We start from the raw sequence: 23,493 nt of genomic DNA on the forward strand, positions 1-23,493 counted from the left end.
CCGGGTCAGGGCGCCCCCGGAGGCTCCGCCGCCTCCCGGGCCCGGTCGAGGAGTTCGGCGGCGGCGCCCCGCAGCAGGTCGTGGTCGTCCACCGCGGGCCCGGCGGCCGGGCCGAGCACCGCGAGTGCGGCCGCCGCGTCCGCCGCGGCCCGCGCCGGATCCGCCACGAGCAGGGTCCGGCCCCGGCGGATCCGGAGCACGGCCACCGCGTGCCGGCCGGTGACGGTGCCCACGTGCCCCTCGCCCAGCACCCGGCGCTTCACCGGCAGCACCCACTCGGCCAGCCGCAGCGCCCGCCCCGTCCGGCCCTGCTGCGCGTAGCAGTTGACCAGGTTGCCCGCGGTCAGCAGGGTGTCCGGGTGGGCCGGGCCGAGGGTGCGCAGCCGCACGCGCAGGACGCGCTCGGCCAGCGCCACCGCCTCCGCGGTCCGCCCGGTGCGGCGGTAGGAGACGGCGAGGTCGCCGCGCACGGTCAGCGTGTCGGGGTGGTCCGGGCCCAGGACGCGTTCCGCGTCGGCGAGCAGCCCGGCCCGGGCCGCGGCGGCCTCCGCCTCCCGGCCGGCCGCCGCGTGGAAGTCCGCGAGGGCCGCCCGGGCGGTGAGGGTGTCCGGGTGGTCCTCGCCGAGCAGGCGCGCGGAGGCCGCGAGCACCCGCTCCCCGAGCACGAGGGCCTGCTCGGGCCGGCCCCGCCGGGAGTGGGTGACCGCCAGGTTGAGCCGGAGGGTGAGGGAGCGCGGGGTGTCCGCCGCCGCGTCCGCCGCCTCCTCCACCGCGAGGCCGGTCGCCACCCGTTCCCACAGTTCGAGCGCCCGGTCGTGGCGGCCGCTCCGGTCGTGGGCGACCGCCAGGTTGTTGCAGGCGCCCAGGGTGCGGGGGTCGTCCGGACCGAACAGCGCCTCGTGCCGGGACAGCAGGTGCTCCCGCAGCGCGACGGCCTCGGCGGACCGCCCGGCCGCGAGCAGCGAGGTGCCGAGGACGTCCAGCACGGACAGCGTCGGCCCGTCGTCCGGCCCGTACCGCTCCGCCGCGACCCGGGCGGTCTCCATCGCGACGTCGACGGCCCGCCCCGGGTCACCCGCCAGCTCCAGGGCGGCGGCCAGGTGGTGCCGGGCGGCGATCCACTCCGGGTCGCCCTCGGGGACCGCCCCGGCCGACAGCCCGGCGACCACCCCGGTCCAGTGTGCGACGGCGGCGGTGTGCAGTCCGGCGTGCAGCAGGCTGATCCCGACCCTGCCGTGCAGGACGAACACCGGGTAGTACTGCCGGTCCGGGCCGAGGTGCTCCTCCAGCACGGAGGTGCTGCTCCGCAGGCTCGCGGACAGCCGGTGGTCGGCGTGCTCCTCCGCGGGCCACAGCTCGTACAGCGCGAACGCCACCGCCAGCCGGCTCTCCCAGCCGTCCGGATCGGTGTCCCGGGCGGCCCGCGCGGTCAGCGCGTGCACGGTCACCTCCCGGTGCGGCGCGGCCGCCGCCGGTACCGACACCAGGTGGTAGGCGTGCAGCACGGAGAGCACGGCCAACGCCTCGTCCGCGCTGACGGGCGGCGGTCCGGCGGGCGGCGGCACCGGCGGCAGGGCGGCCCGCGCCCGGCGCCCGGGCCACCACCTGCGGCGACCTGCCGCCCGGTCCGGACCGCCACCCCCGCCGACCGGGGCCGGGGCCGGAGCCGGGGCCGCTCCGTCCGGTGCGGCGGCGGCGCGCTGCCGGGCCAGGTGCTCGCGGACGGCGGAGGTGGTCCACAGCGCCCGCGGGTGCCCGTCCGGGTCGAGCAGGGCCGCCAGCCGGACGGCGGGCGCGGCCAGGCCGCGCGGCTCGGTCCGCTGCGCCGCGTCCAGCGCGAGCAGCAGCGCGCCGGTGACCGGCCGCCCGTAGCGCTCGGTGTCGGCGTCGGGCGGCAGCACGCCCTCCAGCGGGCGGGTCCGCTCCCGGAACAGCTCCAGGTACGCCGAGCAGCCCAGCTGCCGGTTGACCAGGTACGCGGCGGCGTGGCCGAGGGCCAGCGGGAGCCGGCCCAGTTCGGCGGCCAGCGCGTCCGCGCCACCGTCCAGCAGGTGCGGCAGGCCGGCCCCGGCGAGCCGCTCCGCCAGGTACGCGCGGGCCTCGGCCGGACCGTACGCGTCGACCGGGACCAGGACCCGGCCGCCGCCCGAGGCGTGGGCGCCGCGCTGCCGGGTGGTGACCAGCACCCGGCCGTTGCCGTGGCGCGAACTACCCGGCCACAGCGGCCCGTCGGGGCCGAAGTCGGCGACGTCGTCGAGCACCACCAGCCAGCGCCGCCCGGTGCCGCTCAGCCAGGCGAGGAAGCGCCTGGCGTCCGGCTCGGTGCGCCCGGCGGCGCCCGACACGCCGGGGGCCCGGACGAGCGCGGCGGCCTCCGCGTACAGCCGCAGGACGGTCAGCGGGTCGCGGGCCGGGGCCCAGACCAGCACCTCGACGCCGGCGGCCAGCGCGTCGCGCGCGATGTCGGCCGCCAGCTGGGTCTTCCCGACGCCGCCCCCGCCGGTCAGGACCTGCGTCGGCACCGCCGTCCCCCGCCCGGTGCGGGCCGCCTCGACCCGCTCGCGCACCGCGGCGCGCGGTTGGAACGCGCCGGCCGCCGCCGGGACGTCGCCGACCACCACCGGCCAGTCCACCTCCGGCGGCGGCGTCACGTACACCGTCCCGGCCTGCAGGACCGGCGCGTGGAAGGTGCCGCCGCTGATCCGGTTGTGGCTCTGCCCGCCCGGCGCGGGCGGCTCCTGCCCGGCCGGACTCCCGTGCGCCGCGCCGCCGTTCATCGCCACCCCCGCCCGCTCGTGCGCCGGGGGCCATCATCGCCCGGCCCGGCCCGGGGGCGGGGGTCTTCGGGGGATTCCGCGCCCGTGCGGCCGGTGGCGGCCGGGCCCGGACGGGCCCGGCCGGGTCAGGCTGGGTCAGGCCGGGTCGAGCCCCGCCGCGGTGGCCGCGGTGCGCAGCAGGTCGTCGACCATGGCGGGGGTGAGGCGGCCGGTGTAGGTGTTGCGGGGGCTGACGTGGAAGCAGCCGAACAGGTGCAGCTCGGGGCCGCCGTCGGTGGCCGGGAGGACGGCGTGCGCGCCGTGGCCGAAGACCGGCTTGGGGCGGGGGACCTGCCAGCCGGCGGCGGCCAGCACGGGCAGCACGGCCTGCCAGGCGAAGCCGCCGAGGGCGACCACGGCGCGGACGGTCGGGCGGAGCTCCTCGAACTCGCGGACGATCCACGGCCGGCAGGTGTCGCGTTCGGCGTTGGTCGGCTTGTTCTCCGGCGGGGCGCAGCGCACCGGGTCGGTGATCCGCACGCCGTGCAGCCGCAGGCCGTCCTCCCGCCAGGTCGACTCGGGGCGGTTGGCCAGGCCGAGCCGGTGCAGCGAGGCGTACAGCAGGTCGCCGGACGGGTCGCCGGTGAAGATCCGACCGGTGCGGTTGCCGCCGTGCGCGGCGGGGGCCAGGCCGACCAGGACCAGCCGGGCGTCGTACGGCCCGAAGCCGGGGATGGGGCGCGCCCAGTACTCCTGGTCCTGGAACGCCCGGCGCTTGACCAGCGCGGTCTCCTCGCGCCAGGCCACCAGCCGCGGGCAGGCCCGGCAGTGCACCACCAGCTCGTCCAGCTCGGCGATGCTCCGGGTCTGCGGGGCGAGGACGGCCGGGGAGAAGTCGGAGGGCGGTTCCATGGGCGGAATCCTACGGTCGGCGACCGGTCCGGGCCGGGAGGCGGCGGAGTAGCGTGGAGGTACGGGCCCGGGCGCCGGTCCGGGCGCGGTCCGGGCGCCGGTCGGGCCGAGGCGGCGGGCCGGGTTCCGGGTCGAGGTGACGGCGATGATCGTGATCGACGCGTTGATCGCGCTGCTGGTGGTGCTGGCGGTGTACGCCGGGCTGAGCGTGCGGATGGTCCAGCAGACCCAGCTCGGAGTGGTGTTCCGGTTCGGCCGGGTGCTGGACCGGGTGCGCGGCCCCGGGCTGGCCCGGATCGTCCCGGTGGCGGACCGGATGCGGCGGGTGAACGTGCAGATCGTCACCATGCCGATCCCCGCCCAGGAGGGCATCACCCGGGACAACGTGACCGTCCGGGTGGACGCGGTGGTGTACTTCCAGGTGGTCGACCCGGTGAAGGCGATCATCAACGTCCAGGACTACGGCTTCGCCATGTCACAGGTCGCGCAGACCTCGCTGCGGTCGATCATCGGCAAGAGCGAGCTGGACGACCTGCTGGCCAACCGCGAGCCGATCAACCAGGGGCTCGAACTGATGCTGGACAGCCCGGCGTTGGGCTGGGGCATCCAGATCGACCGGGTCGAGATCAAGGACGTGGCGCTGCCCGAGTCGATGAAGCGCTCGATGGCCCGGCAGGCCGAGGCCGACCGGGAGCGGCGGGCCCGGATCATCACCGCCGACGGCGAGTTCCAGGCGTCCGCGCGGCTCTCGGAGGCCGCGAAGGTGATGTCCGCTACGCCCGCCGCGCTCCAACTGCGGCTGCTGCAGACGGTGGTGGAGGTCGCCGCGGAGAAGAACTCCACCCTGGTGCTGCCGTTCCCGGTGGAGCTGCTGCGCTTCCTGGAGAGCTCCACCCAGCGCGCCACCGCGCAGGCCGTCGAGGCCGCCGAGGTCGCCGAGGCGATCCGCCCGGACGGCGCCGCGGAGGGCCGGGACGAGGACCGGGGCGTCGAGCAGCTGGAACTCCCGCAGGTCGCGCCCACCGTCGAACACCCCGACCCGGCAGCGCCGTTGCGGGTGGCGCCGCCGCACGCGGCCTGACCGGCCCGCCCCCAGCGGTGGCGGTCCGCCCGAGCCCGGGGCGAGCATGGAAGGACGGACGGAGCGCGCGCGGGGACGCCGCGCGCCAGCCACCCCGGGAGGTCCGGCCATGACCACCGCGAAAGAGATCATGCACCCCGGCGCGGAGTGCGTCACCGGCGAGCAGACCCTCGCCGAAGCCGCCCGGATCATGCGCGACCGCGGCGTCGGCGCGCTGCCGATCTGCGGCGAGAAGCAGAAGCTGCTGGGCATCCTCACCGACCGCGACATCGTCCTCAAGTGCGTCGCCGAGGGCCGCGACCCCGCCGCCGTCCGCTGCGTCGAACTCGCCGTCGGGCGCCCGACGGTGATCGAGGAGGACGAGGAGGCGGACCTCGTGCTGGAGGTCATGGAGGAGCACCTGGTGCGCCGCCTGCCGGTGATCAACCACCCCGACCACCAGCTGGTCGGCATGATCAGCGAGGCCGACATCGCCCGCCACCTCTCCCAGGACCGGCTCGCCGAGTTCGTCACCACCATCACCGCGCGCTGAGCCCGCGGCCGCCGGCCGGAGCCCCTTCCCCCGGGGCTCCGGCCGCCTTCTCCCTAGCTTGCTAGCATGCTAGCCTCTGGACGTGGGCACCGGAGATGTCAAACAGTTCAACGTCTACCTGCCGGTCGAACTGATCAAGCAGGTCAAGTTCCGCGCCGTCGAGACGGGCATGTCGCTGTCGGCCCTGGTGGCCGAAGCCCTGCGCGGCTACCTCGACGACGCGAACGACGCAGGCGGCGCGGACAGTGACGATCACAGCGAGGAGAGCTGAAGTGGCGACCGAAGGCATCGAGGCCGTGTACCTGACCACCCACAACTGGGGTCGGGCCGCCAAGTTCTTCCAGTCCCTGGGCTACCGGCTCGACTTCGAGACCGACCACGCCTCGGGGCAGCTCCGCAACGGCGACGGGCCGTACCTGTTCATCGCGGAGGTCCCGGAGAGCGAGCAGCCGCAGACCCGGATCGTGCTCAAGGTCCCGGACGCCGACGCGTTCCCGGCCGGGTCCGGCGTCGAGGTGCTCGCCCCGTTCGAGGACACCCACTACGGGACGCGCGAGACGACCGTCCGCGACCCCGACGGCCGCGAGTGGACCCTGCAGGCCCCCGCCGCGCGGTGACCCGGAACCGGAGGAGAGGAGCGGCGCCACGATGAGCACCGCCGGGGCGGCGACGCCCGACAACACCGCGGTGCGGACGGCCCTCTGGCGCGCCCTGCACCTGGAGGCCGACCGGCCGCCGCACGTGTTCGAGGACCGGATCGGGCTCCGGCTGGCCGACCCGGGCGAGCAGTGGCGGCAGCGGCCCGACATGGACCCGCGGGGCACCGCCGGCTTCCGGGCCTCCGTCGTGGCCCGGGCCCGCTGGATCGAGGAACTCGTCGACGAGCGGGCCGCGCAGGGCGTCGACCAGTACGTCCTGCTCGGCGCCGGACTGGACAGCTTCGCCCAGCGCCGCCCCCAACCCCCGGGCGGGCTGCGGGTCTTCGAGGTCGACCAGCCCGGCCCGCAGCAGTGGAAGCGCCACCGGCTGGCCGCCCTCGGCCACGGCGTGCCGGACTGGCTCCGGCTGGTGCCGGTCGACTTCGAGCGCGGCGAGGACTGGCTGGAGCACCTGGGTGCGGCCGGGTTCGACCCCGGCCGCCGCTCGGTGGTCGCCTCGGCCGGCGTCAGCATGTACCTCACTGAGGACGCCACCCGCGACGTGCTGCGCAAGGTCGCCGGCCTGGCTCCCGGGACGACCCTGGCGATGACCTTCCTGCTGCCCGCCGAACTGCTCGACCCCGACGACCGGGCGGGCCTGCGCACCAGCGGCCGGGGCGCGGAACGGGCCGGCACCCCGTTCCGCAGCTTCTACACCCCCGAGCGGATGCTGGCCCTGGCCCGGGAGAGCGGCTTCCGGGAGGTCCGGCACCTCTCCGGCCGCGCCCTCGCCGACCGCTGGTTCACCGGCCGCCCGGACGGCCTGCGCCCCTCCAGCGGCGAGGACTTCCTGATCGCCTCGACCTGATGGACCGTCAGTTCAGGTACTGCTTCGGCAGTTCGGCGAGGAAGGCGTCCGCGATCACCCGGTAGCCGGTGTCGTTGGCGTGGATGTCGCCGCGCGCCATGTTGGTCCACTGCAGGATCCGGGCCACGTTCAGCGGCACCCGTTGGCCGTTCAGCGGCACCGTCGGCTCGAAGGCCCCGGTGTCGAACGCGGCCGCCACCCGGGCCGTCGGGACGCGGTGGCGGGCGTCCACGGAGGCGATCACGCCGTTCAGCGACTCGCTCAACTGCACCGACGCGGTGGCCAGGGCCTTGCCCTGGTCGCCGGTGACCCAGGCGGCCAGGAACGGGTCGTACAGGTCCATCCCGACGATCCGGGTGCGCGGGCCCGCCGCCGCCCGCAGCTCGCCCAGGATCCGGTCCAGCCCGGTGCGGACCTGCTCGATGCCGTTCAGCGCGCACGGCAGGTCCAGCGAGCCGCCCGCGGCGCAGCGCTGCACGTCGTTGGCGCCGATGTCGACCGTCACCAGCACCTCGTCCTTCCGGTGCGCCTTCAAGTAGGCGACGGCCGCCTCCAGTTGGGAGCCGGTGAAGGAGTGCGGGTACGGGCAGCCGCCGCCCGCCATGGTGCCGGTGGTCTCGCCCGGGCAGCCCAGGTCGGTGAACTCGAACGGCCGGCGGTCCCGCCCGGCCCGCGCCCCCAGCGTCCGCGCCAGGTCCTGCGCGTAACCCCGGCCCACCACGTGCCCGCCGTCCGGCGTCGACTGGTAGCCCGCCGCCAGCGAGTCGCCCAGCGCCAGGTAGTACGCGGTGCGGTGCGGACCGCCCCGACCGCCGTGGTCGCCCTGCGCCGCCGCGGCGGGGACGGTGCCCGCCGCGGCGAGCGTCAGAGCGGTGAGAGCAGCGGCAACGAGCGTGCGGCGGCGCGCGATCGGGCGCACGGAACCTCCAGGCGGCGAGGGATCACGATCGGATCGACCAGGGGAGGCTACTGCCCGGTACCGCCGCTGGATAGGGGTTCCGCTCCGACGACCGCCCGGCCCCGTCCGGGGGCAGGTCCAACCGGTTCGGCAGGTTCAGCCGGGGAAGGCGTACCCGGCCGTGGCGTGGGCCACCGGCTCGGCCGGGGCGCCCGGGACGGTCAGCGCGACGTCGGCGAAGGCGACCCGGTCACGCAGCGCCGTAGCCCGTGCGCGCAGGGTGCACCGGTCGTGGCGGGCGGGCGCGCGGTGCATGGTGGTGGCGTGGGAGTGCGGCGGAGACTGACCGGACTGCGGGGCGAGTGGCGCGCCGGACACCTGATGGTGCTGCTGCCGCTCGGCCTGATCGTGCTGATCTCCGCCATCGACAGCTCGATCTCCCCGAACATCCACCTCGGCCCGCTGCTGGTGGTCGCCCCCGCCATCACCCCCTCCTTCGCGGGCACCCGGCTGACCACCCTGATCGGTCTGCTCGCCCTGGTCGCCCAGGCCGTCATCGCCGCCCTGCACGGCGGCCTGCTCACCCCCAACCACCAGGCCCAGCTGGCCGCGCTCGCCGTGGTCAGCGCCGTCGTGGTCGCCTACACCCGGATCCGCGAACGCCACGGCCACGAACTCGACCGGGTCCGCACCGTCTCCGCCGCCGTCCAGCGCGTCCTGATGCGCCCGCTGCCCGACCGGGCCGGCCCGCTGCGGATCGCCACCCGCTACCTCGCCGCCGACGACGAGGCCGCCGTCGGCGGCGACCTGTACGCCGCCGTCCGCACCCCGCACGCCACCCGCCTGCTGATCGGCGACGTCCGCGGCAAGGGCCTCGACGCGGTGGGCGACGCCGCCGCCCTGATCGGCGCGTTCCGGGTCCTCGCCCACCGGTACGAGGACCCCGCCGCGCTCGCCGACGCCCTGGAGGCCAGCTACGTCCGCCACCTCGCCGAACTCGCCGAGAACGGCCAGGACGTCCAGGAGAACTTCACCACCGCCCTGGTCCTCGACCTCCCCGACCGGAGCCCCACCGCCCGGATCGCCGACTGCGGACACCCCCCGCCGCTGCTGCTCACCCCCGGCGGCGCCCGCCCGCTGCCGCTGCGCCGCACCGCGCCGCCGCTGGGCACCAGCGCCCTGGGCCCGGTCGAGCGCCGCACCGAGGAGTTCCCGTTCCCGCCCGGCAGCACCCTGCTGCTCTACACCGACGGCGCCACCGAGGCCCGCGACACCGCCGGAACCTTCTACCCGCTGCCCGCGCGCGCCGCCGGCTTCCCCACCGACACCCCGCACGCGCTGCTCGACGCCCTCCGCCGCGACCTGCTCGCCCACGTCGGCGGCCGGCTGCGGGACGACGCCGCGCTGATCGCGGTCTCCCGCACGGACTGACCCGCCGGCCCCGGTCTCGCCCCCGGCCCCGGTCTCGCCCCCGGCCCCGGTCCGAGCCCCGGCCCCGGCCGGGAGCGTCACCGGAGGGCGGATAGGGTGAGCCGGATCCTTGCCGCCGCCGGAACCCGAGGAGCACGCCGTGCAGCCGATCACCGACCGTCCGATCCGCTGGGGTGTGCTCGCCACCGGCGGGATCGCCACCTCCTTCGTGGAGGACCTGGCCGCCGTCCCCGGGGCGGAGGTGTTCGCGGTCGCCTCGCGGCGGGAGGAGTCCGCCCGGGCCTTCGCCGACCGGCACGGCATCGCGCACGCGTACGGCAGTTGGCAGGAGCTGGCCGCCGACCCCGAGGTCGACGTGGTCTACGTGGCCACCCCGCACGCCGCGCACCACAGCGCCACCGCGCTGCTGCTGGAGGCGGGGAAGGCGGTGCTGTGCGAGAAGCCGTTCACGCTCAACGCCGGGCAGTCCGCCGAGCTGATCGCGCTGGCCCGCAAGCGCGAGGTCTTCCTGATGGAGGCCATGTGGACCTACCTGGACCCGACGGTGCGGCGGATCGCCGAGCTGGTCGCGGACGGTGCGATCGGTGAAGTGCGCTCCGTGCAGGCCGAGTTCGGGTTCGTCGCGGCGGAGGACCCGGCCCACCGGCTGTGGGACCCGGCGGCCGGCGGCGGCGCGCTGCTCGACCTCGGGGTGTACCCCGTCGCGTTCGCCCAGCTGCTGCTCGGCGCACCGGAGTCGGTGCAGGCGTGGGCCCGGCTGACCGCGGGCGGGGTGGACGCCAACACCGGCATCCTGCTCGGCCACGCCGGCGGCGCCACCGCGCTGCTGTCCTGCTCGCTCGACGTGCAGTGCGGCCAGCGCGCCGCCGTGCAGGGCAGTACGGGCCGGATCGAGGTCGACCGGGACTTCTTCCACCCGGCCGGGTTCACCCTGTACCGGGACGGCGCCGACCCCGAGGTCTTCACCGGCCCGGCGAAGACCGGCCACGGCTACGGGCTGGAGGCCGCCGAGGTGATGCGCTGCCTGCGGGCGGGCGAGACCGAGTCGCCGCTGGTCCCGCTGGACTCCACGCTGTCCGTGATGCGCACCCTGGACGCCGTCCGGGAACGGATCGGGGTCCGCTACCCGGGCGAGTGACCCCCGCCCGGCCCGGCCTGCTCGAAGGCCCGCAGCAGTACCTCGGCCAGGTGCAACGGCCGGGCGGCGGGCTCCAGTTGGGTGAGCTGGGTGCGGCAGCTGAGGCCGTCGGCGAGCAGCAGCGTCTGCGGCCCGGCGGCCCGCACGGCGGGCAGCAGGGCGCGTTCGGCGGCGGCCACCGACACCTCCCAGTGGCCGCGCTCGAAACCGAACGCGCCAGCCAACCCGCAGCACCCGGCGTCCAGTTGACGGTTCGTCAGGCCCAGTCGGTCGGTGATCCGCCGGTCCGCGCCGGTGCCCAGGACGGCGTGCTGGTGGCAGTGCACCTGGGTCATCGCCGGACCGGTCAGCTCCGGCAGCTCGACCTCCCGCTCGTCCAGGAACTCGGCCAGGGTGCGGATCCGGGACGGCAGTCCGGGCCTCTCGCCGGGCAGCAGCCGTGCCCAGTCCGCCCGGACGGTGGCCGTGCAGGACGGCTCCAGGCCCACCACCGGGAGGCCGGGCGGCAGTTCGCCCAGGTTGCGGACCGAGCGGGCCACCACCCGGCGGGCCAGGCCGAGTTGGCCGCTGGCGATCAGGGTCAGCCCGCAGCACACCGGGCCGGGCGGCAGCACCACCCGGAAGCCGAGCCGCTCCAGCACCAGGACGGCGGCCCGGGCCGGGGCCGGGTCGAGCAGCTCGGACATCGAGTCGGGCCACAGCAGCACCGCCGGGGCGCCCGGGTCCGCCGGGTGCGCGGCCCGGTGGGCCCGGAACCAGGCGCTGAACCGGCGCTCCGGCAGCGCGGGCAGCTCGCGCCGCGGGTCGATTCCGCCGAGCCGCTTCAGCACCGGCGCGCTGAACCGGCCCCGCAGCACGGCGTTCGCGGCGCGCGGCGCCAGGTGGGCCAGTCGGAGCCACAGCGGCAGCCAGCCGAACGACAGGTGCGCGGCCGGGCGCGGCCGGAACCGGTAGTGGTGGTACAGGAACTCGGACCGGTAGCCGGCCATGTCCACGTGCACCGGGCAGTCGCTCGCGCAGCCCTTGCAGCCCAGGCACAGGTCCAGCGCCTCGCGCACCTCGGGCGAGCGCCAGCCGTCAGTGACCAGCTCGCCGCGCAGCATCTCGCCCAGCAGCCGGGCCCGCCCCCGGGTCGAGTGCCGCTCCTCGCCGGTCACCATGTAGCTCGGGCACATCACCCCGGTCGAGGTGTCCACGCACTTGCCGACGCCCACGCAGCGGTGCACCGCCGACAGCAGGCTGTCGCCGTCCTCCGGGTAGGCCAGCGCGAGCGGCAACTCCCGCCCGGGGAAGCGCAGATCGGCGTCCAGCGGGCGCGGGTCGACCAGCAGGCCCGGGTTCAGCAGGCCCTCCGGGTCCCAGATCCGCTTGAACCGGGCGAACAGGTCGATCACCTGCGGCGGGAACATCCGGGGCAGCAGCTCGGCCCGGGCCTGCCCGTCACCGTGCTCGCCCGACAGCGAACCGCCGTGCGCCACCACCAGGTCCGCCGCCTCCGTCATGAACTCCCGGAACACCTCCGGCCGTTCGCGCAGCGGGAAGTCCAGCCGCAGGTGCACGCAGCCCTCGCCGAAGTGCCCGTACGGCACGCCGCGCAGCCCGTGCCGCTTCAGCAGCGTCCGCAACTGCCGCAGGTAGGAGCCGAGTTGCTCGACCGGGACGGCGGAGTCCTCCCAGCCGGGCCAGGCCGCGCCGCCCGGCCGCCCGTCCGGGCCCGGCGGCAGCCGGGTGACGATCCCCGCGCCCGCCTCCCGGATCGCCCACAGCGCCCGCTGCTCGCCCGGGTCGGTCACCAGCGCGACCGCCGCGGCCCGCTCCCGCCGCACCGCGTCCGCCAACTCCCGGGCCCGGGCGGCCGCTTCGGCCGCCGTCGCGCCGCCGGTCTCCAGGAACAGCCAGCACGCGCCGTCCGGCAGCCGGTCCAGCACCGGCGGGCGCGGCCCGGACGCCAGCAGCGCCGCCACCAGGTCCGCCGCCATCCCCTCGCAGGTCAGCGGCTCCAGCGGGAGCAGCGCGGGCACCGCGTCGGCCGCCGCCGTCTCGTCCGGGTACCCGGCCACCACCAGCGCCCGGGCGGCCGGCTCCGGCACCAGCCGCACCGTCGCCTCCAGCAGCAGCGCGCACGTCCCCTCGGTGCCGGTCACCGCCCGCACCAGGTCGTAGCCGCGCTCGGGCAGCAGCGCGTCCAGCGGGTAGCCCGAGCCGCGCCGGGGCAGCACCGGCATCGCCCGGCGCAGCAGCGCCAGGTTGTCGGCGGCCAGCGCCTGCAACTCCCGGTGCAGCCGGCCGGCCCGGCCCGGGACGGCGGTCAGCGCGGCCCGCTCGGCGGGCGACAGCGGGCCGGTGACGGACAGTTCGGTGCCGTCGGCCAGCAGCAGGTCCAGGCCGTGCAGGTTGTCGGAGGTCCGGCCCCAGGCCAGTGAGTGCGAACCGCAGGCGTCGTTGCCGATCATCCCGCCGATCGTGCACCGGCTGTGGGTGGACGGGTCCGGACCGAACCGCAGCCCGAACGGCCGCGCCGCGCGCTGGAGTTCGTCCAGCACGGCGCCCGGCTCGACCCGGGCGGTGCGCCGCTCCGGATCGACCTCCAGCACCCGTCCGAAGTGCCGCCGGAAGTCCAGCACCACCGCGCCCGGGCCGATCGCCTGCCCACCGATGCTCGTCCCCGACCCGCGCGCCACCACCGGCACCCCGCGCTCCCGGCACACCCGCAGCGCCGCCCGCACGTCCGCCCCGTCCACGGGCTTCACCACCCCGCGCGGCACCTGCCGGTAGTTCGACGCGTCCTGCCCGTACACGGCGCGCTCGGCGGTGTCGAAACGGACCTCCCCGCGGACGGCGGCGGCGAGGGCGCGGGCGAGATCGGAAGCCATGCCCCGATCATCCCAGGCGGGGCCGGCTCCGGCCCGGCGCGACCGGCTCCAGCGGGTCCTCAGCCGCCGGTCGGGGCGCCGGCGACCCGGCGTTCGCCGCCGTTGCGCTGCTGCCAGAGGCGGTAGACCCCGACGGCTTCCTCGCTCGGCTCGTGGCGCATCGGCAGCCGGCGTTCGGTCCAGTCCTTGGCGAACTCCTGGTAGAAGGTGCCGAGTTCGAAGTACTTGCGGTCGTCCACGTAGTGCGGCTCGTAGGCGTCGCGGGTGGTGAGGAAGACCACCTCGTCGGGCGAGCAGTAGTACAGCGACCCCAGGCACATCGGGCAGGGGTGGGCCAGCACGTAGACGGTGGCGCCGGTCAGGTGCTCGGTGCCGAGCGCGGTGCAGGCCGCGCGGATGGCGAGGATCTCCGCGTGCGCGGTGGGGTCGTCGGTCTGGGCGACCAGGTTCGGGCTCTCGGCGAGGACCCGGCCGTCCTTGACGATGACGGTGGCGAACGGGCGGCCGCCCTCGGCGACGTTCCGGCGGGCGAGATCGATGGTGCGCTGGACGAAGTCCACGGCTTCCTCCTCGGTGAGGGGTCGGACAGGGTGCGGGGTGGGACAGAAGGGGGGAGGACGGGGAAGGCGGCGGCGGGGCGGGCCGGGAGGTGGCCCGCCCCGCCGCAGGGCCGGTCGGACGGGGCCGGTCAGACAGGTCCGGTCGGACAGGTCCGGTCAGAACGGCTTGGTCGGCAGGTACTTGCCGTCCAGGGTGATGACGGCGCGCTCGCCGCCCTCGGGGTCGGCGACCTTCTGCACGTCGAGCTTGAAGTTGATCGCGGAGATGATGCCGTCGCCGAACTGCTCGTGCACCAGGGCCTTCAGGGTGGTGCCGTAGACCTGGAGCATCTCGTAGAAGCGGTAGATGGTCGGGTCGGTGGGGATGCCGCCGGGGATGGAGCCGCGCACCGGGACGGTCTGCAGCAGCAGCGCCGCGTCCGCGTCCAGGCCCAGCAGCTCGGCGACCGCCTCGGCGGCCTCCTCGGGCAGCGGGTGCTGGCCGAGGACGGCGGCGGTGGTGAAGGCGACCGACAGGCCGGAGACGTCGGCGATCTGCTGCCAGGTGAGGTCCTTGCGGACCTTGGCCTCGACCGCGGCGGCGGCGAGCGCCTGGCGGGCGGCGGTGTCGAAGTGGGCGTGCACCATGGTGGGTGTTCCTTCCGTGGGGTGCCGCCGGGCGGATCGGTGCGCGCGGCGGCGGGATCGGGGGGCGTCCCGGGTCGGGACGGACGGGGTGTCCCGGGTCGGGACGGATCGGGGAGGCGGTTCTGCGCCGGGAGGGGTCAGGCGGCGAGCGGGGCGGCGGGGCCGGTCGCGGCGAGCTCCTCGACCCGGCCGGTGCCGATGTCGAAGACCCAGCCGCGCAGGGCGACCTTCCGCCCGGCCAGGGCGCGGGCCACCGACGGGTGGGTCGCCAGGTTCGCCAGCTGGGCCAGCACGTTGTGCCGCACCAGCGCCGGCACGTCCCCGGGCGCGGCGGCCCGGGCCACCGAGGCGTCCGCCAGGCGCAGCCAGTCGGCGACCGCCGGGGCCCCGCTCAGGTCGTGGCCGTGGGCGAGGGCGGTCATCGCGCCGCACGCGGAGTGCCCGCAGACGACGACGTCCGTCACGCCGAGCTGGGCGACGGCGTACTCGATGCTCGCCGTGACGCCGTCGGCGCCGGGGGTGTAGGCGGGCACCAGGTTCCCGGCGGTGCGGACGACGAACAGCTCGCCCGGCTCGCAGCCGGTGATCAGCTCGGGGACGACCCGGGCGTCCGAGCAGCCGATGAACAGGGTGTGCGGGCTGTGCTGGGCGGCCAGCCGGGCGAAGAGCTCCTGCTTGGCCGGGAAGACGTCCCGTTGGAATCGTGCGACGCCGGTGGCGAGGCTGTGCATGGTCACTCCCTTTCCTGGGGCCCGGCCGGTGCGGCCCGACGGATTCCACTGTGCAGGACCTGCGGCTATAGCGTCCAAGACGCACTGGCCATCAATCCCATAGATGACAGCTATAGTCGTCCGCATGGCCCTGGAACTGCGCCACCTGCGCTACCTGCTCGCCGTGGCCGAGCACGGCAGCTTCACCCGCGCCGCCGAAGAGCTGCGGATCTCCCAGCCCACGCTGTCCCAGCAGGTCAAGCAGCTCGAACGGGCACTGGGCGCGCAACTGCTGGACCGCACCGGCCGCACCGTGCGGCTCACCGACGCCGGCCGGGCGTACGCCCGGCACGCCCGCAGCGCGCTGCGCGACCTGGCCGCCGCCGAACGCGCCGTCCACGACGTGCAGGACCTCTCCCGCGGCCACCTGCGGCTGGCGGTCACCCCCACCTTCACCGCCTACCTGGTCGGCCCGCTCACCGCCGAACTCCACGCCCGCCACCCCGGCATCAGCCTCACCGTGCGGGAGACCAGCCAGGACCGGATCGAAACCGGCCTGCTGGCCGACGAGTTCGACCTCGGCATCGCCTTCCGGGGCCCGCACCTGCCCGGCATCGCCGCCACCGCCCTGTTCACCGAGACGCTCACCCTGGTCACCGGCGCGGACCACCCCCCGGCCGAACCCCCGGGACCGCTACCGGTGCAGCAGCTCGCGAGCCGTCAACTCGCCCTGCTCAGTGGCGACTTCGCCACCCGCAGCCACATCGACGACTACTTCGGGCGGCACGGCGTCAGCCCGCGCATCGCCGTCGAGGCCAACTCCGTCCAGGCCCTCACCGAGGTGGTCCAGCGCACCCCGCTCGCCACCGTCCTGCCCGACGCCGTCACGCACGACCACCCCCGGCTCTTCCCCGTCCCGCTCGACCCCGCCCTCCCCACCCGCACCGTCGCCCTGCTGCGCCGCGCCGACGCCTACCGCAGTGCCGCCGCCCGCGCCTTCGCCGACCTCACCCACGACCTGGTCCGCACCCGCGCCTACGCACCGGCACCCGACCCGGCCTGACCCCGCCACCCCCGCTCCGGCCCGGCCCGGCCCGCCCGCGTAGGCTGCGCTTCCGTCCCGAGCCCGCGTCACGACGAGGAGCAGCCGTGCCCGCCCGCACCCGCATCCGCCTGATCGAACCCGCCGACGCCGCACCGATCGCCGCGCACCGGGCCCGGGACGCCGAGGCGTTCCGGCGCTGGGAGCCCGAGCAGCCGGCCGGCCTCCGCACCGGGGCGGGCCAGGCCGAACGGATCGACCGCCTGCTGGCCGGACACCGGGCCGGCACCTGCTGGCCGGGCGCGGTGCTCGCGGACGGGGAGGTGGTCGGCCAGGTCACCGTCAGCGGCATCCTCCCGCAGCCGCACCTGCGCCGCGCCGCGCTCGGCTACTGGATCGCCACCACCGCCCAGCGCCGGGGCCACGCCGGCCGCGCCGTCGCCCTCGCCCTCCGGCTGATGGCGGACGAACTGGCCCTGCACCGCGCCGAGGCGTCCACCAACCTGGACAACCTCCCCTCGCAGCACGTCCTGCGCCGCAACGGCTTCACCCCGTACGGCGTCGCGCACTCCGCGATCCTGCTGGACGGGGTCTGGCAGGACAGCCTGCTGTGGGAGCGCGTCCTCGACACCGAGTAGCCGCTGCCCGCCAACTCCGTCGCCGACGGCCGCTGTTGGGGAAACAGCGCCACAAGCCATCGGCAACAAAGAAGTTGACGGTGCGTCAGGGATGCTCGGGGGAGGTGGTGTGCTGCTGCGGGATCACCGGCAGGGCGGGGTCGGCCGGTTGGGGGAGCGCCGCCGGCGCGGGGGCGGCGGCCGGGCCGCCCGGGGCGGGGGCGGTGGGGGCGGCTGCCTGGATCTTGTCGTCGCGTTCGTCGTCGCCCGCGCCGTCCTTGGTGGTCAGGACGGTGTCGAAGACCTCGCGGAGCTTGTCGGTGGCCTGCTTGGAGAACAGCCCGCACAGCCCGGCGATCCCGGCGAAGCCGTACGGGTTGGTGGCGGTGCCGTCGGTGCCGTTGGCGAACAGGCCGCCGCGCAGCAGGAAGTAGACCAGCAGCGCGAGCGCGCCGCCGATCGCGGTGCGCAGCAGGTACCAGGGCAGCCAGCTGGGCAGCAATTGCCGGTTGCCCGCGTAGGTGGCGAAGGAGGTGGCGGCGTGCACGAAGCTGCCGAGGCCGCTGGCGGCGAGCACGGCCAGCAGCATCGCGGTGTTGGAGGTCAGGTGCCAGGGGCCGAGGCCGAGCACCGTCCACGGCATCGGGTCGCCGGTCGGGGCGTGCTCGGCGGTCAGCGTGGTCAGCGGCGTCCAGACGCTGATCAGCACGGCCATGCAGACGAACGCCTCGGCCAGCAGCAGCGCCCCCAGCAGCAGGAGCGTCCAGCCGGACAGCTGCTGCTGGGGCAGCAGGGGGCCGGACGGTCCCGGGGTGGGCTCGCCGGCCGTCTCGGACGGGCCGGTGACCGACGGGTCCGAGGCCGGGTCCGGCATCGGGGCCGCTGACGGGGAAGCGGGGGAGGACATCGGGGAGTTCGCCTTCCGGTCCGGTGGTGCCTGCACGGAACTGGGCGCGGTGAGCTGGGCGCAGGGGCGGACGCCAACCGTCCGCGGGGACGGACTCTACCCTCCGGACCGGGCCGACGGGGCGTCAGCAGCCCGCACCTGCCGTGTCGTTCACCGACCCTCCCCGCGCGGCAACGGCGCCGCGCCCGGCGGCGGCGCGGCGGCGGCTCGGTCCGGACTCAGCCCTGGCTCAGCCCGGGCTCAACGGCGGCCGCCCGCCAGCCGGGAGAACTTGGCGACCTCGAAGGTGGCGTACGAATTCGAGGCCAGCAGCGAGAACTTGATGCCCTCGCGGCCCTCCGGGCGCCGGTACCCGCTGGGGAGGAAGCGCTTGTAGTGCTCGGCGGCGCGCTGGAAGAACTGCGGGCGCTCGGCCCGGGTCAGGCACCCCGGCAGGTCGAAGACGAACAGGTAGTGCCGGATCATCCTGGTGAACAGGTGCGGGCGCACGGCGGCGGTGACCGGCTCGGCCTCGGCGGGCTGGGCGTCCAGCAGTTCGAAGGTGCTCTCGTAGCGGTCGAAGACGTCGAAGTGGGTGGCGCCCTCGCTGCCCGCCGGGTGCAGGGTGTGGCGGCGGCGGATGGTCACGCACTCGCGGTCCAGCACCGCGACCCGGGTGGCGCCCAGCAGTGAGCGGTGCACCGCCGAGACCTCCTCGTAGAAGCCGTCCGGGAAGGCCGGGATGGTCCCGCTGCGCATCAGCCGGTCCCAGGCCAGCGGCGGGGCGCCGAACAGCTCCGGGCGCTCGGCGGGGGAGAACACCGCCGGCCCGGCGGCGGCCAGCAGCTCGGCCGCGTTGCCCGGCCAGAGCTTGCCCCGGTACTCCCGGTTGTGGCCGAACAGCAGCACGTCGACCTCGCCGGTCTCGGCCAGCCGGGCCTCCATCGCCTCGAACGCGTCCTCCGGCAGCAGGTGGTCGGCGTCCAGGAACAGCAGGTACTCGCCGCGGGCGTGCGCCGCCCCGGCCATCCGGGCCCGCCCGATCCCGGTCTCGGCGTCCAGCCGCAGCACCCGCACCCGGGCGTCACGCAGTTCGTACGCCTCGACCAGCCGTTCCGGGCAGTGCTCGGACGGGGTCTGCACCACGATGACCTCGAACTCGGGAAAGGACTGTCCGAGCAGCGAGTCGAGGCATTCCTTCAGTTGTCCTTGCTCGTCGTAAGCGGGCAGCACGACGGTGATCAGTGGTGGGGCCATGGCCGGGAGGCTAGGGGCGGGGACAGCCTCAGGCAAAGGTCGGAAGCCGCCCCAAAGCGGTGATACCGGACAGCGGTCGCGGGACGTTCGCGGAATCTTCACCGAACGGACATGACTGTGCGCTGAAATGTCCGGATAGAGGACGGAACGCCGCGACTTGCTGACGTATCGTCAGATGTACGCTCCGTGGCCGAGCTGCGGAGAGGCGGTGCGGGAACGCCCCCGCAGCAGCCCGGCCGAACACCGTCAGTGCCGACCCGCCACGGTCAGTACCAGTTGTGCGCCTGCCAGAACGACCACGCCGCGCACGGGCTGCCGTACGTCTCGTTCATGTACGCCAGGCCCCACTTGATCTGGGTCACCGGGTTGTCCCGCCAGTCCGCGCCCGCCGACGCCATCTTCGAACCCGGCAGCGCCTGCATCAGCCCGTACGCGCCCGAGGAGGAGTTGGTCGCGTGCACGCTCCAACTGCTCTCCCGCTCCACGATGTTCGAGAAGCACTGCAACTGGCCCGCCGGCACGATCTGCGCCGCGATCTGCTGCGGCGTCCCGCTGTACGCCGACGAGGAGCCGGAACCGGAGCCGGACCCGCCGGCCGACGGCGACGGGCTCGCGGACAGCGACGGGCGCTGCTGCGCCCGGGAGGCCGCCGACGCCGAGGCGGACGCCCGGGCCTTCGCCTCCGCCGACGCCTTCGCCTTCGCGGCGACCTCGGCCGACGCGGACGCCGCCGCGCTCGCACTGGCCTCGGCCTCCGCCTGGGCGGACGCCGACGCCGACGCCTCCGCCGCGGCCTGCGCGGAAGCAGAGGCGGACGCGGCGGCCGCCGCCTCGGCCGAAGCGCTCGCCTCCGCCGCGGCCTGTGCGGACGCGGAATCGGAGGCGGAGGTGGAGGCGGAAGCGGAGGGCGACGGCCCGAAGACGTCCGAGGAGAGCTGCGGGCTGCCCGCCAGCACCGGGTTCCCGGCGGCGGCGGCGTCGGCCGAGCCCGCGTTCTGCGGCATGGCCAGCGCGAGGGTCGCCGTGCCCGCGACCGCGAGCGTGGCGACGCCCGTGACCAGGGCGTTCCGGTGGCGTCGGAGCTTCTCCGAAAAAGTCAGGGTCCTGCGATGGTGCACGGCGACCTCTCCTCGCACGGGCCGGACGGCCGGGACGGACACAGCGGCCGCCGACCGGGACGCGGAACGCGCCACGGGCCTGCCGGCCGGAGGACCCGGCCGGGGCACACCCGGCGCACGCGGTGGCAGGGAGTCCGGCGGTCGAACCGGCCGGACTGCCTGGCGGACGGGACATTCTTGGCAGACGTCGCAGAACCGAACAACGGCCTCCGTAACTACCCGCCGTAGTAGCGGCCGTGGTGGCGACCACCGGGCCCGGGCCGGCCGCCGGACCCGGGCGACCGGCGGCGGCGACCGCCCCACGGCACCCACAAAACCCTCCCCGACCTGCGGATTCGTCCTCCGCGCGCACCTCCGGCGGTGGCCCGGGACACTCGCACCCGTGATCCGCCGCACACCAACTACCCGGAGTCGTGGACGGCCGCCCCGATGTGCTCGGGCTCACAGGGGGTGACCGGGAACCGAACCCGGACCGGCACCCTCCGTACCCGCCCGACCACCCGCCGTCCACCACGCCGGGCCGTCTGCCGCCGACCGCGCCTGACTGGCCGCCGTCCACCGCCCCTGTCCATCCGCTGTCCACCGTCGACCACGCCCGCCAGGCCGCCCGTCGTCGACCGCGCCCGCCCGACCAGCCGCCGTCCACCGAGCCCGGCCGTCTGCCGCCGACCGCGCCCACCATCCGCCATCCACCGCGCCCACCACCCGCCGTCCGGCGGGCCGGACCCGGCGCCGATACTGACCGCATGACGATCGTGGTGGTGGCGGCGGGGGCCCTGGGCGTCCTAGGCCTGCTCGGGGTGGCGCACTGGTACCTGTGGCGGCGGCTGGTCCGCGACGTCTCCGGCCCCGGCAGCCGGTACCGGCGCACCGGCACCGCCCTGCTGGTCCTGCTGCCCGTCCTGATGCTGCTCGCGGCGATCGGCGGCCGGGCCTTCCCGCTCGCCGTGGAACGCTGGTTCGCCTGGCCCGGCTACCTCTGGATGGCCGTCAGCATCTACCTGCTGCTCGCCCTGCTGGCCGGCGAGGCCCTGCGCCCCCTGCTGCTCCGCCTCCCCTTCCGCCGCCGCAGCAGCAGCCCACTCGCGACCGAGCCCGAGCCTGCCGCCGTCCCCGCCCCCGCCGCCGCCCCCGCCGCCGTCGAAAAGGACACCGGGAGCGGCGGCGAGAGTTCGCGGCGGCTGTTCGTGTCCCGGGTGGTGGCCGGCGGCGCGGCGGCGGTGGCCGTCGGGGTGGTCGGCAACGGCGCGTACGGGGTGCTGCGCGGGCCGCGGCTCAAGCACGTCACGGTGCCGCTGGCGAAACTGCCGCGCGCTGCGCACGGCTACCGGATCGCGGTGGTCAGCGACATCCACCTCGGGCCGATCCTCGGCAAGGCGCACACCCGGCGGATCGTCGACACCATCAACGCCGTCCAGCCCGACCTGATCACCGTGGTCGGCGACCTGGTCGACGGCACCGTCCCCGAACTCGGCCCGGCCGCCCGCCCGCTGGCCGACCTGCGGGCCAAGGACGGGGCGTACTTCGTCACCGGCAACCACGAGTACTTCTCCGGTGCCGCGCCCTGGGTGGAGTTCGTCCGCGAGCTGGGCGTGCACCCGCTGGAGAACGACCGGGTCGAGCTGGCCTGGTTCGACCTGGCGGGCGTCAACGACATCGCGGGCACCGCGCAGGGCCAGGGCCCCGACTACGCGAAGGCGCTGGACGACCGCGACCGCAGCCGGGCCTCCGTGCTGATGGCGCACCAGCCGGTCACCATCCACGACAGCGTGCGCCACGGCGTCGACCTCCAGCTCTCCGGCCACACCCACGGCGGCCAGCTCTGGCCCGGCAACTACCTCGCCGAACTGGCCAACCCGACCGTCGCGGGCCTGGAGCGCTACGGCGACACCCAGCTCTACGTCACCCGCGGCGCGGGCGCCTGGGGGCCGCCGGTCCGGGTCGGCGCGCCGTCCGACATCACGGTCGTCACGCTCGCCTCGCTCCAGGCCTGACCCGCCCCCCGCCCGGCTCAGGGGTGCATCCTGGCGCCCTTGAGCACCTTGTCCACCGCGTTGCGCGGCCCGTGCAGCGCCAGGCCGACCAGGTCCAGCGCCGCCGTCGGCACGGCCCGGACCGCCGCCCGGTTGTCCCGGTCGTTGCCGGTGGCGAACAGGTCCGCGGTGAACACCGCCGTCGGCAGCCCGCGCGACAGCGCCCGCCCGTGCGCGGCGGTCAGCAGCTCCGGCCCACCCTCGAAGACCAGCACCGGCTGGCGGAACATCGGCAGGTAGCCGACCCCGTCCGCGTCCGCGTACGGCTCGCCGATCAGCTCCGGCACGGCGGTGCCCAGCCCACTCACCAGGAAGGCCGTCACGTTCAGCCGCTGCCACGGCGCGAGGTCCGCGCGCAGCAGTACGGCGATCTTGCCGTCGAAGCGGACAGGCCCGGACGAAGGGGAGAGGGGTGCGGAAGAGGGAGAGAGGGGTGCGGAAGAGGGGGAGACGGGCGTGGTCAGTGCGGTGTTGTCCATGGAGCGAGCGTGCCGCCCGCCCCGCCGCCCGGTCTTGTACGTTCTTCGCATGCCCGCAGCGCCGCCGGAGGAGACCAGCGCCTGGCGGCCGCGCGTGCCGGGCGTGGTCGAGGTGTTCCACGCGCACTTCACCGCGCACCGCTACCCCATGCACGTCCACGACTCCTGGACGCTGCTGATCGTCGACGACGGCGCCGTCCGCTACGACCTCGACCGGCACCGCCGCGGCACCCCGCACGACACCGTCAGCCTGCTGCCCCCGGACGTCCCGCACAACGGCTCACCGGCCACCGAGGACGGCTTCCGCAAACGCGTGCTCTACCTCGAACCCGACCAGCTGGGACGGGAGTTGATCGGCCCCGCGGTGGACGGGCCGGACCTCGCCGACCCGCTGCTGCGGCGCCGGGTCGGCCAGCTGCACACCGTCCTCGGCACCCCCGGCGAGGAGCTCCAGGCCGAGAGCCGGCTGGCCCTGATCGCCGAACGGCTCCGCCACCACCTGCGCCCGCGCCCGGCCGCCGCCGACCCCGCGCCCCGGCTCGCCCACGACCTGCGCGAACTGCTCGACGCCCGGCTCACCGAACGCACCACCCTCGCCGACGCCGCCCGCCTCCTGCACGCCCACCCCGCGCACCTCGTCCGCACCTTCAGCACCGCGTTCGGCCTGCCCCCGCACCAGTACCTCACCACCCGCCGGATCGACCGGGCCCGCCACCTCCTGCTCGACGGCCACCCCCCGACCGCCGTCGCCACCGCGCTCGGCTTCCACGACCAGTCCCACCTCACCCGCCACTTCCGCCGCATCGTCGGCACCACCCCGGGCCGCTTCCGGGAACGCGGGGGACGCGCCCACGGCTGAACCCGGCCGGACCGCCGCCGTCCGCCCTGCCGCCCGGCCGCCCGGAACCCGCCGGCCCGCCGCCGGGACGGGTGAAAGTTTCAGCGGGGGAGCGGCGCGGCGGCGGGTCCTGCTGCGGGTTCGGCGCGCCGGGGCGGAGCGGCCTTGACGGGGTGTCACCGGGGGTGGCTGCATGGCG

The 23,493-nt window shown here is 75.8% G+C and carries 23 protein-coding genes; 11 read left to right on the plus strand and 12 right to left on the minus strand.

The annotated features are described in order from the left end of the window. Window positions 1-5: 5 nt before the first annotated feature. Both EDD39_RS42210 and EDD39_RS24670 read right to left on the minus strand, forming a co-directional pair. Complete coding sequence (locus EDD39_RS42210) at window positions 6-2,777, minus strand: tetratricopeptide repeat protein (protein ID WP_279638442.1); 2,772 nt, start codon at window positions 2,775-2,777, stop codon at window positions 6-8. Window positions 2,778-2,912: 135 nt separating this feature from the next. Then, a complete protein-coding gene (locus EDD39_RS24670) occupies window positions 2,913-3,668 on the minus strand; it encodes a uracil-DNA glycosylase (protein ID WP_123559414.1) in 756 nt (251 codons plus the stop codon). A gap of 145 nt (window positions 3,669-3,813) precedes the next feature. Between EDD39_RS24670 and EDD39_RS24675 the strand changes: the two genes are divergently transcribed. The 5 genes from EDD39_RS24675 (at window position 3,814) to EDD39_RS24695 (ending at window position 6,787) form a co-directional block, all read left to right on the plus strand. Further along, entirely contained in the window at window positions 3,814-4,749 is a 936-nt protein-coding gene (locus tag EDD39_RS24675; protein WP_123559416.1) for a slipin family protein, read from the plus strand. A 109-nt stretch (window positions 4,750-4,858) separates the two neighbouring features. Further along, window positions 4,859-5,281 (plus strand): CBS domain-containing protein, encoded by a 423-nt coding sequence (locus tag EDD39_RS24680; RefSeq protein ID WP_123559418.1) that lies wholly within the window; start codon window positions 4,859-4,861, stop codon window positions 5,279-5,281. A gap of 82 nt (window positions 5,282-5,363) precedes the next feature. Then, a complete protein-coding gene (locus EDD39_RS24685; protein WP_123559420.1) occupies window positions 5,364-5,552 on the plus strand; it encodes a ribbon-helix-helix protein, CopG family in 189 nt (62 codons plus the stop codon). A gap of 1 nt (window position 5,553) precedes the next feature. Beyond that, window positions 5,554-5,898, plus strand: a complete 345-nt coding sequence (locus tag EDD39_RS24690) for a VOC family protein (protein WP_123559422.1) — start codon at window positions 5,554-5,556, stop codon at window positions 5,896-5,898. Between the two features lie 31 nt (window positions 5,899-5,929). After that, a complete protein-coding gene (locus tag EDD39_RS24695) occupies window positions 5,930-6,787 on the plus strand; it encodes a class I SAM-dependent methyltransferase (RefSeq protein WP_123559424.1) in 858 nt (285 codons plus the stop codon). A gap of 7 nt (window positions 6,788-6,794) precedes the next feature. Here the strand turns inward: EDD39_RS24695 and EDD39_RS24700 are convergent, their stop codons facing one another. Together EDD39_RS24700 and EDD39_RS39770 are read right to left on the minus strand one after the other, a co-directional pair. Then, on the minus strand, window positions 6,795-7,706 hold the full coding sequence (locus EDD39_RS24700; RefSeq protein WP_162870121.1) for an SGNH/GDSL hydrolase family protein: 912 nt from the start codon (window positions 7,704-7,706) through the stop codon (window positions 6,795-6,797). A gap of 135 nt (window positions 7,707-7,841) precedes the next feature. Continuing rightward, the gene (locus EDD39_RS39770) at window positions 7,842-8,000 is read right to left on the minus strand and encodes a hypothetical protein (protein WP_162870122.1); all 159 of its coding nucleotides are present in this window, start codon (window positions 7,998-8,000) and stop codon (window positions 7,842-7,844) included. 9 nt (window positions 8,001-8,009) lie between these two features. On the opposite strand from EDD39_RS39770, the gene EDD39_RS24710 reads away from it, so the two are divergent. Together EDD39_RS24710 and EDD39_RS24715 are read left to right on the plus strand one after the other, a co-directional pair. Then, a complete protein-coding gene (locus tag EDD39_RS24710) occupies window positions 8,010-9,116 on the plus strand; it encodes a PP2C family protein-serine/threonine phosphatase (RefSeq protein ID WP_341869318.1) in 1,107 nt (368 codons plus the stop codon). Window positions 9,117-9,255: 139 nt separating this feature from the next. Continuing rightward, on the plus strand, window positions 9,256-10,254 hold the full coding sequence (locus EDD39_RS24715) for a Gfo/Idh/MocA family protein (protein ID WP_123559432.1): 999 nt from the start codon (window positions 9,256-9,258) through the stop codon (window positions 10,252-10,254). On the opposite strand, the gene EDD39_RS24720 is transcribed toward EDD39_RS24715, so the two are convergent. The 4 genes from EDD39_RS24720 to EDD39_RS24735 all read right to left on the minus strand — a co-directional run bounded on the left by EDD39_RS24720 (window position 10,239) and on the right by EDD39_RS24735 (window position 15,045). Beyond that, on the minus strand, window positions 10,239-13,127 hold the full coding sequence (locus EDD39_RS24720) for an FAD-binding and (Fe-S)-binding domain-containing protein (protein WP_123559434.1): 2,889 nt from the start codon (window positions 13,125-13,127) through the stop codon (window positions 10,239-10,241). The two genes, EDD39_RS24715 and EDD39_RS24720, sit on opposite strands and share 16 nt — an antisense overlap. A 59-nt stretch (window positions 13,128-13,186) precedes the next feature. Next, on the minus strand, window positions 13,187-13,687 hold the full coding sequence (locus EDD39_RS24725) for a nucleoside deaminase (RefSeq protein WP_123559436.1): 501 nt from the start codon (window positions 13,685-13,687) through the stop codon (window positions 13,187-13,189). A 156-nt stretch (window positions 13,688-13,843) separates the two neighbouring features. Next, the gene (gene cynS, locus EDD39_RS24730; RefSeq protein WP_123559438.1) at window positions 13,844-14,314 is read right to left on the minus strand and encodes a cyanase; all 471 of its coding nucleotides are present in this window, start codon (window positions 14,312-14,314) and stop codon (window positions 13,844-13,846) included. A 137-nt stretch (window positions 14,315-14,451) separates the two neighbouring features. Then, window positions 14,452-15,045, minus strand: a complete 594-nt coding sequence (locus tag EDD39_RS24735) for a carbonic anhydrase (RefSeq protein ID WP_123560842.1) — start codon at window positions 15,043-15,045, stop codon at window positions 14,452-14,454. Window positions 15,046-15,169: 124 nt separating this feature from the next. Between EDD39_RS24735 and cynR the strand changes: the two genes are divergently transcribed. Continuing rightward, the gene (gene cynR / locus EDD39_RS24740) at window positions 15,170-16,087 is read left to right on the plus strand and encodes a transcriptional regulator CynR (RefSeq protein WP_123559440.1); all 918 of its coding nucleotides are present in this window, start codon (window positions 15,170-15,172) and stop codon (window positions 16,085-16,087) included. Window positions 16,088-16,173: 86 nt separating this feature from the next. Beyond that, entirely contained in the window at window positions 16,174-16,704 is a 531-nt protein-coding gene (locus EDD39_RS24745; protein ID WP_123559442.1) for a GNAT family N-acetyltransferase, read from the plus strand. A gap of 85 nt (window positions 16,705-16,789) precedes the next feature. On the opposite strand, the gene EDD39_RS24750 is transcribed toward EDD39_RS24745, so the two are convergent. The 3 genes from EDD39_RS24750 to EDD39_RS24760 form a co-directional block, all read right to left on the minus strand. Next, entirely contained in the window at window positions 16,790-17,590 is an 801-nt protein-coding gene (locus EDD39_RS24750) for a hypothetical protein (protein WP_148089514.1), read from the minus strand. A gap of 240 nt (window positions 17,591-17,830) precedes the next feature. Then, window positions 17,831-18,826: a glycosyltransferase family 2 protein gene (locus tag EDD39_RS24755; protein WP_051818125.1), complete on the minus strand. Its 996-nt coding sequence runs from the start codon at window positions 18,824-18,826 to the stop codon at window positions 17,831-17,833. Window positions 18,827-19,092: 266 nt separating this feature from the next. Further along, window positions 19,093-19,944: an aggregation-promoting factor C-terminal-like domain-containing protein gene (locus tag EDD39_RS24760; protein WP_123559446.1), complete on the minus strand. Its 852-nt coding sequence runs from the start codon at window positions 19,942-19,944 to the stop codon at window positions 19,093-19,095. Between the two features lie 746 nt (window positions 19,945-20,690). Between EDD39_RS24760 and EDD39_RS24765 the strand changes: the two genes are divergently transcribed. After that, the gene (locus EDD39_RS24765) at window positions 20,691-21,938 is read left to right on the plus strand and encodes a metallophosphoesterase (protein ID WP_123559448.1); all 1,248 of its coding nucleotides are present in this window, start codon (window positions 20,691-20,693) and stop codon (window positions 21,936-21,938) included. Between the two features lie 17 nt (window positions 21,939-21,955). On the opposite strand, the gene EDD39_RS24770 is transcribed toward EDD39_RS24765, so the two are convergent. Further along, window positions 21,956-22,456 (minus strand): DUF2000 domain-containing protein, encoded by a 501-nt coding sequence (locus tag EDD39_RS24770; protein WP_244257006.1) that lies wholly within the window; start codon window positions 22,454-22,456, stop codon window positions 21,956-21,958. Between the two features lie 49 nt (window positions 22,457-22,505). Here EDD39_RS24770 and EDD39_RS24775 point away from each other — a divergent pair, with 49 nt between their 5' ends. Continuing rightward, entirely contained in the window at window positions 22,506-23,315 is an 810-nt protein-coding gene (locus EDD39_RS24775) for a helix-turn-helix transcriptional regulator (protein ID WP_244257009.1), read from the plus strand. Window positions 23,316-23,493: the final 178 nt, after the last annotated feature.

Origin of the sequence: Kitasatospora cineracea, assembly GCF_003751605.1 — a bacterium.
Taxonomy (GTDB): Bacteria; Actinomycetota; Actinomycetes; order Streptomycetales; family Streptomycetaceae; genus Kitasatospora; species Kitasatospora cineracea.